At 62.7% G+C, this 12,074-nt stretch carries 19 protein-coding genes; 7 read left to right on the forward strand and 12 right to left on the reverse strand.

Annotation, left to right across the window (positions count from 1 at the left end; translation table 11 throughout):
• Positions 1–66: 66 nt before the first annotated feature.
• The 6 genes from NKJ55_RS25935 to NKJ55_RS25960 form a co-directional block, all read right to left on the reverse strand.
• Positions 67–369, reverse strand: coding sequence for a hypothetical protein (locus NKJ55_RS25935; protein WP_352452371.1), 303 nt, complete (start codon positions 367–369; stop codon positions 67–69).
• Entirely contained in the window at positions 366–530 is a 165-nt protein-coding gene (locus tag NKJ55_RS25940; protein WP_352452372.1) for a hypothetical protein, read from the reverse strand. The genes NKJ55_RS25935 and NKJ55_RS25940 overlap by 4 nt, the downstream gene beginning before the upstream one ends.
• Entirely contained in the window at positions 527–658 is a 132-nt protein-coding gene (locus NKJ55_RS25945; protein WP_352452373.1) for a hypothetical protein, read from the reverse strand. The genes NKJ55_RS25940 and NKJ55_RS25945 overlap by 4 nt, the downstream gene beginning before the upstream one ends.
• Positions 659–669: 11 nt before the next feature.
• Complete coding sequence (locus tag NKJ55_RS25950) at positions 670–1,128, reverse strand: hypothetical protein (protein WP_352452374.1); 459 nt, start codon at positions 1,126–1,128, stop codon at positions 670–672.
• Positions 1,128–1,961, reverse strand: coding sequence for a ParB/RepB/Spo0J family partition protein (locus NKJ55_RS25955; protein WP_352452375.1), 834 nt, complete (start codon positions 1,959–1,961; stop codon positions 1,128–1,130). The genes NKJ55_RS25950 and NKJ55_RS25955 overlap by 1 nt, the downstream gene beginning before the upstream one ends.
• A gap of 167 nt (positions 1,962–2,128) precedes the next feature.
• On the reverse strand, positions 2,129–2,347 hold the full coding sequence (locus NKJ55_RS25960) for a helix-turn-helix domain-containing protein (RefSeq protein WP_352452376.1): 219 nt from the start codon (positions 2,345–2,347) through the stop codon (positions 2,129–2,131).
• Between NKJ55_RS25960 and NKJ55_RS25965 the strand changes: the two genes are divergently transcribed.
• Both NKJ55_RS25965 and NKJ55_RS25970 read left to right on the forward strand, forming a co-directional pair.
• On the forward strand, positions 2,346–2,780 hold the full coding sequence (locus NKJ55_RS25965) for a helix-turn-helix domain-containing protein (RefSeq protein WP_352452377.1): 435 nt from the start codon (positions 2,346–2,348) through the stop codon (positions 2,778–2,780). The genes NKJ55_RS25960 and NKJ55_RS25965 overlap by 2 nt on opposite strands.
• A gap of 364 nt (positions 2,781–3,144) precedes the next feature.
• Positions 3,145–3,483, forward strand: a complete 339-nt coding sequence (locus NKJ55_RS25970) for a hypothetical protein (RefSeq protein ID WP_352452378.1) — start codon at positions 3,145–3,147, stop codon at positions 3,481–3,483.
• Positions 3,484–3,934: 451 nt separating this feature from the next.
• Here the strand turns inward: NKJ55_RS25970 and NKJ55_RS25975 are convergent, their stop codons facing one another.
• The 6 genes from NKJ55_RS25975 to NKJ55_RS26000 all read right to left on the reverse strand — a co-directional run bounded on the left by NKJ55_RS25975 (position 3,935) and on the right by NKJ55_RS26000 (position 8,869).
• Positions 3,935–4,081: a hypothetical protein gene (locus tag NKJ55_RS25975; RefSeq protein WP_352452379.1), complete on the reverse strand. Its 147-nt coding sequence runs from the start codon at positions 4,079–4,081 to the stop codon at positions 3,935–3,937.
• Positions 4,082–4,157: 76 nt separating this feature from the next.
• Positions 4,158–5,450 carry an NAD(P)/FAD-dependent oxidoreductase gene (locus NKJ55_RS25980; protein WP_352452380.1) on the reverse strand — a complete coding sequence of 431 codons (1,293 nt, stop codon included), beginning with the start codon at positions 5,448–5,450 and terminating at the stop codon, positions 4,158–4,160.
• Positions 5,447–6,424 (reverse strand): branched-chain amino acid ABC transporter permease, encoded by a 978-nt coding sequence (locus NKJ55_RS25985; protein WP_023676067.1) that lies wholly within the window; start codon positions 6,422–6,424, stop codon positions 5,447–5,449. Before NKJ55_RS25985 ends, NKJ55_RS25980 begins: the two co-directional genes overlap by 4 nt.
• Entirely contained in the window at positions 6,421–7,329 is a 909-nt protein-coding gene (locus NKJ55_RS25990; protein ID WP_023676066.1) for a branched-chain amino acid ABC transporter permease, read from the reverse strand. Before NKJ55_RS25990 ends, NKJ55_RS25985 begins: the two co-directional genes overlap by 4 nt.
• Positions 7,326–8,075 (reverse strand): ABC transporter ATP-binding protein, encoded by a 750-nt coding sequence (locus NKJ55_RS25995; protein ID WP_352452381.1) that lies wholly within the window; start codon positions 8,073–8,075, stop codon positions 7,326–7,328. The genes NKJ55_RS25990 and NKJ55_RS25995 overlap by 4 nt, the downstream gene beginning before the upstream one ends.
• Entirely contained in the window at positions 8,072–8,869 is a 798-nt protein-coding gene (locus NKJ55_RS26000) for an ABC transporter ATP-binding protein (protein WP_352452382.1), read from the reverse strand. The genes NKJ55_RS25995 and NKJ55_RS26000 overlap by 4 nt, the downstream gene beginning before the upstream one ends.
• Before the next feature lie 125 nt (positions 8,870–8,994).
• On the opposite strand from NKJ55_RS26000, the gene NKJ55_RS26005 reads away from it, so the two are divergent.
• From NKJ55_RS26005 to NKJ55_RS26025, 5 genes are read left to right on the forward strand one after another with little or no spacing between them, the layout of a single operon-like run.
• Positions 8,995–9,732: a GntR family transcriptional regulator gene (locus NKJ55_RS26005; RefSeq protein ID WP_352452383.1), complete on the forward strand. Its 738-nt coding sequence runs from the start codon at positions 8,995–8,997 to the stop codon at positions 9,730–9,732.
• Entirely contained in the window at positions 9,729–10,217 is a 489-nt protein-coding gene (locus tag NKJ55_RS26010) for a DUF3830 family protein (RefSeq protein WP_352452384.1), read from the forward strand. Before NKJ55_RS26005 ends, NKJ55_RS26010 begins: the two co-directional genes overlap by 4 nt.
• On the forward strand, positions 10,218–10,577 hold the full coding sequence (locus NKJ55_RS26015) for a TIGR04076 family protein (RefSeq protein ID WP_352452385.1): 360 nt from the start codon (positions 10,218–10,220) through the stop codon (positions 10,575–10,577). It begins immediately after the preceding gene.
• On the forward strand, positions 10,574–11,629 hold the full coding sequence (locus NKJ55_RS26020; protein WP_352452386.1) for an aldo/keto reductase: 1,056 nt from the start codon (positions 10,574–10,576) through the stop codon (positions 11,627–11,629). The genes NKJ55_RS26015 and NKJ55_RS26020 overlap by 4 nt, the downstream gene beginning before the upstream one ends.
• Positions 11,630–11,637: 8 nt before the next feature.
• Positions 11,638–12,066, forward strand: a complete 429-nt coding sequence (locus NKJ55_RS26025) for a DUF4440 domain-containing protein (RefSeq protein WP_352452387.1) — start codon at positions 11,638–11,640, stop codon at positions 12,064–12,066.
• Positions 12,067–12,074: the final 8 nt, after the last annotated feature.

Genomic DNA, 12,074 nt, shown 5'->3' on the forward strand with positions numbered 1-12,074 from the left:
CCCCCCTGTGTCGGGGGGGTTTGTGGCCGGTTTTTTTGGTACTGGTCAAACGGCAACGGCCGCGTATTACTTGCCGCTTATTGGTGGTGCTTGTGGTTGGCCCCCCCCGGGTGTTGGGGGGGGGGCGCTGCTGGCCGGGGCGGCTTGGGAGATCGCCTCGGCGGATTGAAGGGTGCGGATGGCTTCCTGGGTGTAGCCGTGCAGCTGCTCGCGCATGTGCTGCTTGGTGTCAGCATCCTCGCAGCGCAGCATTTTGAACTGCCAGCGGACGAGCCAGTGCGCCTGCGAGGCCGGAAGCCTGAAATAGTGATCGGGGCAGAAGATGCCTGTCGCAGCGTTCGAGCATGCCGGCATGGCGCAGTGGCTCATGACCAAAGGCCTCCGCCATGGACATGCTTCTGGACACGGCGCCGGAATGCCGCGCCGGCCGCCAGACGGGCACCCTGCTGGCGAGTGAACAACACGTGCAGGCCGTAGAGAAAGACGGCGTAGAGCGCGGCGCCGGCGAGGGCGATTGCGAGGAAGCTCATTGGCCGAGCCTCCAGGCGATGACAGCCGCCGAAATGCCGGCGCTGCCGAAGGTGGCGAAGGCGACAAAGCCGGCCACTGCCAGCAGCGACAAACAGTCTTGTGCAAGGTCGAGAAGATCGCGTCTCATGTGAAAGCCTTTCATCGTTTCGCTTTCCACTGTGCATCGAACGCCTGCCTATCGAGGGTCGCCCGCTGGATGGCCTCGTCGGCCATTTCCCGCATGATCAGCGCCTCGTATTTTTTGGGGACGACGATCATCCCGGCCTCTTCCAAAAGGGTGTTGAGCGCGCGTACGTCGCCGGTGACCGCGATCAGAGCGAGCAGGCGAAGGGCCGAAATCGAATGCTCCTTGGCCTGGCTGGCGTAGGCATCCAGCATCGGCTTGGAGACCTCGTCCTTCAGGTAGTCGGACATTGCCTGGGCAATATCGGCCCGGCTCTTGTCCGCTTCCGTCAGCGTCAGGCTGACGGCCTTCGACAGTCGTCCCGCCATCGACCAGGCCTGGACCTTTTCCGCATCGAAACGCTCGACCACTGGCGCCGGCTGGTAGTCGCGGAACAGATCCAGGGTCGAGTTGTTGCGGGGTGGCCTGGCCATCAGCTCTGCCGGCCTTTCATCCACCGTTGGATGGCGGCCTCGTGCAGCTCGAAGAACCGGTCTTGCTCGCTTGTCTTCATCTTCGAGAAGTCGGTTGCGAGCTTCTGCCAGCGCGGCTCGGTCGCCGGTTTGGGCGTCCGGTCGAGGGTGGCGATAGCATCGGCTACCGAGCCAGCTTGTGGGGGCTCACTGGTCAGCAGCGCGGCAATATCGGCCTGACGCGTTGGCTGTTCGGCTGCTAGCGCCAGAAGCTCGGATTGGTTGTCGGCGATGCCGTGTAGGGCGATCTGGTCGCGGACGTCTGTGGCAATCGTTGCGATCTTCACGGCGTTGAAGATGCTGCGTTCTGACAGGCCGAACGCCTTCCGCGCGGCCTCCGAAAAACTAACTGCAAACTTTGCAGTAGTTTCTTCTAATGTAATCTTCTTCGGCCGCCCCCCACGATTTGCAACGTGCGCAGCCTCGTAGATCTCGCGCCAGCGGGCGATGTCGACGGCGCGATCAAGGGCGCTCAACTCCCGCCGCGCGAGGTTCTCGGTAATTTCGGCCAGCGCGATTTCAGCCTCGGACGCGAAGTCCTCGGGGCTCTTCACGACGGCTGCGATCGCGGGCGAAGCGAGAAGTTTCGCGGCGGCTAGGCGGTGATGGCCGAACACCAGCCGGTAGCGCTCGCCGGTGGCGATCACCTCGATCGGTGTCTTCTGGCCTTGGGTCCGAAACAGATCAGCCAGCGTTTCGACCCATGCAGGATCAAGCTTGCGCCGGCCGGCTGCGACATCGATCAGGCACACGTCAATGGCAGAAATGACGGCCGGTTTGGACAGATTGGCCATCAGAAGCGGCCTCCGATGTCAAAAGCAGCGCTGCGATTTGCTCTAGTCGGCCCAAAATCGGCGCTGATAATCTCGGCGTTCTGTGCTGCGTGGAGTTGCGTGATGTCGAACGGGTTTATTGACGGTCGCCGGATTTCCGGCATGCGTGCAAGGGCGCTCGGCATGGCTCAGGCAGCCTCGCCGGGGATCTCGAAGAACCAACTGTCATCCCAGGACAGGCCACGGCCGATCGCCGCCGCACGAATGCGCTGCATCTCGCGCAATGAAGGGCGCCTGATACCGCTTTCCCAGCGCGAGACTTGGCTCTGTCGAACGCCCGCTAAGGCGGCCATTTCAACCTGAGTGATGGCAAATATGTTGCATCGAATGTGATGGAGTTGGTTCATGCTCGCATTTCATCCCAACAGGGATAAAAGTCAATCCCTATTGGGATTAGGTTTTGATTATCCCTTCTGGCATATTGAGGCGATGGATGTTCCGGTCGTTCTGAGGGCGCTATTGAAGGCTACCGGCTGGACGCAGGCCCGGTTGGCGGGACGATTGGGCGTCAATCAAAATGACATTTCGCGATGGTTAAAGGGGCGGGAACCACGCGGGAACGCAATGGAAGCGATTCGAACGCTGGCCCTTGAGCACGGCGTCCTTGAAGATCCTACGCTTCGCGGATCCCCTCAGGATCCGAACGAACGTCGCCTACAGAGCGTGTTCGCGCGCGTAGCCGCAGCGCCACTACTGCTTCAGGATCGAGTTATCAGTTTCGCGGAATTTCAGCTTGAGCAGTTCGAACGTCAAAAGAAGTCGCGCGAAACCGCTACGTAAGCGCTTTGATGATCGATGGCCCATTCGCCGCCATAGGCGGCATGCATGGCCTCAGCGAGCGCTTCGGCACATCGCTGAATTCGGTCCAGCGGCGCCGCAGCCCCTACCTCGCTCCCTGCCATCGACGCCGCCGCCAGCAAGAGCCCCGATAGTGCTACCCGCCGATTGACGTTGATACTGCCCGCCGCTTCTTGCCCGTCCAATTTCCGTGACCCGCCCTAGTTATTATTTTAGAACCATACAGGAAGATATTCCTCGCCGAGGTACCCTTAGGGCGCCTCCGAGGTGTCCCAATACGAGACGCTTACAACCATCTGTATCTGCTTAACAGCTTCCCTCAACCTTTAGCGATCGGCTGTGGATAGTGGGGATCAATTGCACATTTTTCGATGTTTTTTGCACTATATCGAGTCGCCTGGGTTTCCGCCATAAAATCGGCGCCATGCCGCCGAAGCAAACAGACGAGTCGAGCCCGGAGCGCGAGCGCCACAATCTTCATATGACGCCGGAACTGAAGGCACGTCTGGCCGATGCGCGTAATAAGAGCGGCAACAGCATGAATGGCGAAATTCATTCCCGCCTGGAAGCGACATTCGACGACTCTGCTCAACGCATCGCTGCAGTGATCTTGCCGCTCCTTCAAAAGCTCGACGAGGACGATCAGGCAAAGTTTGCGGACTTGATTGCCGCTATGGCTAGATGACGCGTAGCCGAGGGCTCTCCCAGCCAGCGGGAAATTCGGGCGCGGGAAGCTTTCGGAGTTCGGTCGCCTCGTCCTGAGCTGTGGTTACGGGGCAACTCTCTGATCTCGTTACCGATTTCCGGCTGATGGGCGTCGTTTTCAAAACTCCGAAGTCGTTTCGGAGTTTGTCGCCGGCGCTCCAGCCCCTCAGATGAAGTTTGAACGCCTTGTTTTCCGGGCTTTTGCCCGATCTAAGTGGTGCCATCTGATCTTGCGCGCGGTCGGCCCGCCGGCCGTTTTGGTGCCAAGTGAAGTTGCGCGGCCGTTTTCTGGCCACCGGGCTTTCTGGCCCCGGCTGTTACCGCTGAACGCCTTGTTTTCCGGGCTTCTCGCGGCTGTTCCCGGCAATTATCACCTTTTCCCAGGATTAGGCGGCTGATGCCATCTGATCTTGCGCGTTACACTACGCGGTCTATTTTTCCTGAACTGAAATGCCGGAATCGTCGATGCGAAGTTCCACGCCTTTCGGCCTAGTCTCCTCGCGATAAACGTAAATCCCCAACGCAATAACGGCGACGGCCAAAGCGCCGATGATGAGATAAAGATAGTTCTGCTTCATCCGCTGTCGTTAACAATATGATGTGGGCGAGTCTAGCAGTTCGGGTATCAGGACGGCGGCCGGAGACGCACGTCGATCAGCCATCCAGCCGGTCGCGCAGCATGCTCCAGGGGAGCACCATGTTTGGTGCATGCCGCATCAGGCTATGGAACGGGATCGGCGACGGCGGCGCAAACGGCAGCGGCAAATCCTGAGGCTTTGTTCCATCAGCCCAATCCGCAAGCACCTTGCCCATCGCAGTGGTCATGGCGATGCCGCGTCCGTTGCACGCCAAGCCGGCGATCAGCCCGGGGCCGAGATCGACGAGGTGCGGCAGGAAGTCGGGCTCGACGGCAGCCATCCCCGACCAGCTGTATTCAAGCGGCGGGATGTCCGGGAGATCGAGATGCCCGGCAAGCCGCCGCCAGATCGCCCGCCGCACCCGCGTGTCGGCACCGGGGCCAAAAACATGCATGCCGCCGGTGATCAGCCTGTTTTCGCCATCGAAGCGGAAGGTGAAGAGATTGCGTCTTGTGTCGCCGACGCCTTGCCCGCCAGGAAGCAGGCGAGTGCGTATTTCACGCGGCAGCGGCGCCGTCGCGATCTGGAAGATTTTCAGCGGGATGTAGGTTCGCTCAAGCGTGCGGTTCAGCGACCCGCCATAGGCATTGGTGGCGACCAGCACTTTTTCGGCACGCACCGAACCGGAGGCCGTCTTCAAAGCCCAACCATCGCCTATGTGATCGATCGACGCGACACGCGAATGCTCGAAGATGCGCGCTCCGGCCTTTTCCGCCGCGTCGGCCAATCCGCGCGCATATTCGACCGGATTGAGGACGCCACCCGATCTGTCGATCCAGCCGCCGAGATAACCGCGAACGCCGGTCAGCCCTTCGACCGCCTGTCTATCCAGCGCAACAGCCGGCCTTCCGCGTGGTGCCCATTGTTCGGCGCGCGATCTGGTCTTTTGCAAAGCGGCCGGTGAATGGGCTGGTTGTATCCAGCCGCTCTGGACGGCATCGCATTCGATGGCATGCCGCCTAATCAGGTCGAAGACGAGGTCGGCGCTGCCGGCGGCGAAATCGACAAGGCGTTCGCCGCGTTCGGGCCCGAGCTGGGCAATGATATCGTCGGGGTCTCTTTTCGCGAAATTCGGCACGACGAAGCCGGCATTCCTGCCGGTTGCCCCCCAGGCGATGATTTCCGCCTCGAGGACGGCAACCGAGATGCCTTTCTCGACACTGTGCAGCGCGGTGGAAAGGCCTGAAAACCCGCCGCCGACAATTGCCAGATCGACATCGAGTGCGCCTTCGAGGGTGGGCCGGTCGCGGCGACCGCGGCTGACGGCATGCCAAAGGGAAACGCCGTGCGGCCGGGTCACAGCGTTCATGAGCCGCTCTCGCTGGGGGCCACGCGTGCACGCTTGCCGAACCTTGGACGCCGCGGCCTGTCGCCAAACAGGCCGTTCGGCCTGACCAGAAGGATGACGCACAGCATCACGCCGATGGCGACGATCTGCAGCGAAGCGGCGCGGGCCTGCTGTTCCGGCGAGAACAACATACTGGTCAAGGCTCCCGATCCGGCCCATATCGCCCAGACCAGGATGCTGCCGATGACGGCGCCGATGTTGCTGCCCGAGCCACCGACGATCAGCATCACCCAGACCTGGAAAGTCAGCGCCGGCAAATAATTGTCCGGGGCGATGAAGCCGGTGAAATGCGCCTGCAGCGCACCGGCAAGCGCCATGATGGCGCCACCGACGGCAAAGGCCTGGACGCGGTAGAACCGTGCGCTTTTGCCTAGGGATATCGCGGCCCGCTCATCCTCGCGAAGCGCCTTCAACACGCGCCCCCACGGGCTGCGCGACAGATGCTCCAGCGCGAGATAGACGATCAGCGTCACTACCGAGACGATCGCAAGGTTCGAAAGGTTGAACAGCAACGGCGTTTCGGCAAGACCGCCGAACGGACGCGGAATGAAGCCGATGCCGAACGGCCCGCCGGTCAGCTTCTGGGCATTGAGCGCTACCAGTTGCACGACGACGGCGACGCCGAAAGTAGTGATCGCCAGATAGTCCGATCTCAGACGTAGCGTGGCAATGCCGGTGATGGCGGCGGCGACGCCGCCCAACAGCATGGCGCCAAGCCAGCCGATAAGGATCGGCAGGTCGAAGCCGCCCAGGCGCGCGGCATCGTCGGGCGTGGTCAGCAGCGCCGAGGTGTAGGCGCCGATGGCAACGAAGCCGGCGACCCCGACATTGAAAAGCCCGGTCAGCCCCCATTGCAGATTGAGCCCGAGCGTGATGAGCGAAAAGATCAGCGCGGTGGTCAGGAAGAAGGCGCCGTAGCCGAGCAGATCCATCAGCGTTCCCTCACTCCGAAAAGGCCGATGGGCCGCACGAACAGCACCGCCATCAGGATGATGAACGAGACGGCTGCCCGCCATTCGGCGCCGATCAATTGCACGGCAGCCGCTTCGGCCATGCCGATGATCAGGCCGCCGAGAACGGCGCCGGGCACGCTGCCGATGCCGCCGAGGATGGCGGCCGCGAACATCGGCAGCAGCATCTCGAAACCCATGAACGGGCGGATCTGGATGAGAATGCCGATCATGACGCCGGCGACGCAGGCCAGCGCGCCGCCGATGATCCAGGTGACGCGCACCACCCTGGCGACGTCGATGCCGACGATGCGGGCAAGTGCCGCGTTCTGGCTCAATGCCTGCATCGAGCGGCCGGTCTGGGTCCGCGTCATCAGGAGATGCACGCCGAGCACCAGCACGGCGGTCAGCAGCAGCAGCGCGATCTGGTCCGGGGTGATGCGGATGCCGAAACCTATCGGCATGGCGATCTGGATCGCCCGGCTGAAATAGGTCGGACGCGAGGTGAAGATGAATTCGAGCAGGCTTCTCAGCGCCATCGAGGCGCCGAAGCTGGCCATCACCACGATGATCGCCTGGCCCTTGGCCCGCAGCCGCGCGAACAGCACCATGTCGAGCGCCAGCGCCAGCAGGCCGGTGGCCGCCATGCCGATGATGAGCGCGACGATCAGCGGCCAACCGAAGGAGAGGGGCGCGATCGGCGCGATCTTGCCGAAAATCGCGCCAATGGCGCCAACCACGGCGAGCGTCGCATAGGCGCCCCAGGCCATGAAGTCGCCATGGGCGAAGTTCGAGAAGCGCAGGATCGAATAGGTGAGTGTCACGCCGATGGCGCCGAGGCCGATCATCGACCCTGCCAGCAGTCCGTCGACGACGAATTGCAGGTTCATGCCGCGCTTCCTTGCCCAAGATCGAGGCGGCGCTGGCCAAGATAGAGTTCAGCCACGACCGGGTCGTTCCAGAGCTCGGAGGCGACGCCCTGGTGCCGCTCCTTGCCCTCGACCAGCACATAGGCGCGGTCTCCAATGGCAAGCGCTGCCTTGGCGTTCTGTTCGACCAGCAGAATGGTAACGCCGGACTTTCGGATGCCGGCCAGCATCTCGAACACCATCGCCACGAATTTCGGCGACAGGCCGGCCGACGGCTCGTCGAGCACCAGCACCTTGGGATGGACGATCAACGCCCGGGCGACGGCCAGCATCTGCCGCTGTCCACCCGACAGATTGCCCGCGGCCGTTCTGCGCTGACGGGCGAGATCGGGAAAGGCCGCATACATTTCCTCGATGCGGGCTGGGACCTCGCGCGGCCTCAGGATGCCGCAGGCGACCCTGAGATTGTCCTCGACCGACATCAGCGGGAAGATGTTCTCTGTCTGTGGCACGAAGGCAAGGCCAAGGCGGACCATGATGTGAGCGGGCGACGCCGTGATATCCTTGCCGTCCAGCAGCACCGTGCCGCCGGTGATCGGGACAAGGCCGGCGATGGCCTTGATAAGGCTCGACTTGCCGGCGCCGTTGGGACCGAGAACGACGACGATCTCGCCCTGGTCGACGGTGATCGAAGCGCCGCGCACGATCGGAACGCCAGGCTCGTAGCCGGCTTCGAGATCGCGGACATCGAGTACCTTTTGGCTCATGCCGTGCCTCCGAGGTAGGCCTCGATGACGCGCGGGTCGCGCGCCACCTCCTCCGGAGTGCCTTCGCACAGAAGCTGGCCGCTCGCCATGACCAGGACGCGGTGGCAAAGCCGCGTCACCATGTCGATATTGTGCTCGATCAGCAGGAAGGTGATGCCGCGCGCATTGATGTCGCGGATGCGATCGATAATGATCTCGAGCAGGGTTGCGTTGACCCCGGCCGCCGGCTCGTCGAGCAGGATGATCGCCGGGTCGGCCATCATCACGCGGGCCAACTCGAGCAGCTTGCGCTGGCCGCCTGAAAGCACGCGCGCAGGTTCGTGCGCGAGGTGAGCGATCGTGACGAGCTCGAGCAGTTCGACGGCTCTTGTCTCGGCAGCCCTTTCTTCGGCAGCGACCCGCCGGGGCGTCAGGAAATTGGCGAGCAGTTTTTCTCCAGTCTGTCCTTGCGCGGCCAGCATGACGTTTTCGATCAGCGTCAGGTTAGGCAAGGGCCGGGGGATCTGGAACGTGCGGCCAAGGCCGCGGCCGATGCGGCGATGGGCTGCTTCCCCCGACACCGATACGCCATTGAGGAGGATTTCGCCGCTGGTCGGCAGAATGCTGCCGGCGAGCAGGTCGAACATCGTGGTCTTGCCGGCGCCGTTCGGGCCGATGAGGCCGAGTATTTCACCCGGCCGGACGTCAAACGAGACATTGTTGACCGCGAGCAGGCCGCCGAAGCGCTTGACGACGTTCCTGGCCGTCAGAACCGGCGTGCGGATCTCCTCCTGCCGTCCCGTCGTGTCGCCCATGAATCCCTCAGGCCGAAAGCGATCTTCACCGCCTATGATTTGATTTGTGATCACACTTGCTTTGATCACGCTATTCGGCTTTAATTTCTTCCGCAAGACGAAAACGGCCAATACCGGGATTGCCCATGCAGAAGGCCGCCATCGAAAAGAACAATGAGGTGATCGCAGCCCAGCTTACGCCGGTCGGCCGCGAGACCGTGCAGGATCGCGTCTATTCGGAGCTGCGCCGCGCCTTGATCGGCGGCCTTTTCGAGCCGAGCCAGGTGCTAACCATCCGCGGCCTCGCCGACGCGCTGGTCACCAGCACCATGCCGGTGCGCGAGGCGCTCGGACGGCTGATCACCGAGAAGGCACTGGAGGCGCTTCCCAACCGTTCGGTGCGTGTGCCGCCGATCACGCTGGAGCGCATCGACGACCTCTTGCGCGCCCGCTCTCTGATCGAGGGCGAAGCGATCGCGCTGGCCGCCACGCGCATGAACCCGCGCCAGATCGCTTCGGTCGAAGCCATGCTCGGCGAGTGGGACGAGATGCGGGCGCTGAAGCACAAGAAGGATATCGACCGCGAGGCCACGCTCAACCAGAGCTTCCATTTCGAGATCTACCGTTGCTGCGGTTCCGCCGTGCTGATCCCGATGATCGAGAGCCTGTGGTTGCAATCCGGGCCTTGCATCCGCGTTGCCATTTACGCCTTCTCCGACGCCGGCGAGGTCGATACGGCCCACTACCACCGCAGCATCGTCGCAGCGCTTGCGAGGCAGGATGCGCAAGCGGCGCGCGAGGCGCTGGTGGCCGATATCAGCCGGCCCTTCGCCTTTCTGCGCGACAAGCTCCAATCCACAAGCAAGGAAGGATTGAGGGCATGACGGCGCCTGGCATCAGCATCACCGAGCCACGCTCGAAGCTTTCCGTGACCGCGCTGCTGTTGCCTGAAAAGGCGCCCGACAACGCCGCCTTCCTGCTGGCGTATCTCGAGCAGCCGCGCGTCGTTTCCGGCATCCATGCTATGTGGACGGGGCCGGAAATCTCCTGCCCGGTTCCATCAGCCGAACTTGAGGGCCAAACCTATGCCAGGCCCTTGCCGGCGGAGAACGCAACGCTGACGCCGCAGCCGGGCGACATCGTGTTGTCCTACGTGCCGCCGCGCATGTGGGGCGGCAACCCGAATGCCATCTTTGACGTCGGCCTGTTCTACGGAGCGGGTGCACGCCTGCTGTTCCCGATCGGCTGGCTTGCCGGAAGCGTCGTCGCGCAGGTGGTGCCTGAGGATCGCGATAAATTCGCAGCCGCTTGTGGCGTGATCCGCCGCAACGGTGCCTGCGACATCACCTTCACCCGGGTGGAGATCTGAATGGCTGAGACCGACGACACTTTCGAACTCTTCGACCTTCGCGTCGAGGCGGTTGTCCCCGAGGGCAAGCCGATCTATTGCGGCGCCAAGCCCGGCGACTATTTCGAATTGAAGGGCGAGATGCTGTCGATGCCGGCGGGGCAAGGTTTCTCGATCTATTCCATTGCGGCAGTGTTGCCGCTTCTGGCCGCAAAGCAGCGCCCGACCCACAGGAACGACTGGATGACGTCGGACGCCGAGATCGCTTGTCCGGATCCCAATTGTGCCAGCCGGCTCCGGATCGTCAGGACCGGCAAGCGGCGGTTCAGCCATGCCGAAACGACGGCGGTGCCGCTGCCGAAGGAGAATGACCGGAGATGACCGCCAAGGCTTTCGAGCTCAGCCCCGGCTATACGATCTCGCGCGTTATTCGCGGCGGCTGGCAGCTTGCCGGCGGGCACGGCGCGATCGACCGCCAACAGGCGGTAACTGACCTGATCGCCACCTTCGACGCTGGCATCAGGACCTATGATTGCGCCGATATCTATACCGGTGTCGAAGAGCTGATCGGCGCGGCGCGCCTGCGCCTTGCCAATGAGCGTGGCCTCGACGCTGCCACCAAAATGAAGGTGCACACCAAGCTGGTGCCTGACCTGGAAAGGCTTTCCAATATCAGCCGCGACTACATCAGAGGCATCGTCGAGCAGTCGCTGCGGCGGCTGAAGACCGAGCGGCTCGATCTCGTGCAGTTCCACTGGTGGGACTATGCGCTGCCCGGCTACGTCGAAGCGATGGGCTGGCTCAACGAAATCCGCAGGGAAGGCAAGGTGCGCAACATCGGCACCACGAACTTCGACACGCCGCGGTTGGCCGAGATCCTGGCCGCCGGTGTGCCGCTGGTCAGCCAGCAATTGCAATACTCGGTGCTCGACCAGCGGCCAGCCAACAGCCTTGCAGCGCTCGCCAGCCGGCACGGCGTCAGTTTCCTCTGCTATGGTTCGGTGGCGGGCGGCTTCCTCAGCGAAAAATGGCTTGGCGCTGCCGAGCCGCAGACGCCGCTCGAAAACCGATCGCTGGTCAAATACAAGCTGATCATTGACGACTTTGGTGGCTGGGAGCTTTTCCAGGAGTTGCTTCGCACACTGAAGGCCGTCGCCGACCGCCACGGCGTCGATATCGCCACCATCGCCAGCGCCTGGGTGCTGGAGCAGCCGCAAGTGGCGGCCGTCATCGTCGGCGCCCGCAACCAGGCGCACGCCCTTGCCAATGCCAGAATCATGGACGTCGCGCTCGATGCCGACGACCGGGCGAGGATCGCTGCCGTGATCGCGCAAAGCCGTGGACCGCTGGGCGACGTCTACACATTGGAACGCGACCGTCACGGCCGCCACGGCTCGATCATGCATTACAATTTGAATGCAGGCAGGAAATGAACGCGGCCATGGACGAAAAGCCCTCCTTGCTTTCCCGCGCCAGCGCCGAGGTGGTCGATCTCCACCGCTTCTTCGTCGACTGGTTCAATGCGGCGAGTGCGGACAATGCAGATTTCAGGCGCTTCGAACGCGTCATTGGCGAAGGCTTCTGCATGGTTGTGCCGGATGGCCAGGTCCTCGATCGTGACGCGGTGCTCGACCATGTCAGGGCAAGCCGCGCCACTTGTGACGGCGATTTCACCATCTCGATCGAGGAAATCCGGGCCGGCTGGCAACAAGGCGACACGATCGTCGTCAGCTACATCGAAGCGCAGCAGCGCGCCGGCAAACATAGCCGCCGCCGCTCGAGTGCCGTTTTCACCACAAGTTCATCGGCGCCCAACGGCGTCGAATGGCGACATCTGCATGAAACCTGGCTGCAGATGCCGGAAGGCTGAACAGGCTC

Source organism: Mesorhizobium sp. M0106 (assembly GCF_040322715.1).
Taxonomy (GTDB): domain Bacteria; phylum Pseudomonadota; class Alphaproteobacteria; order Rhizobiales; family Rhizobiaceae; genus Mesorhizobium.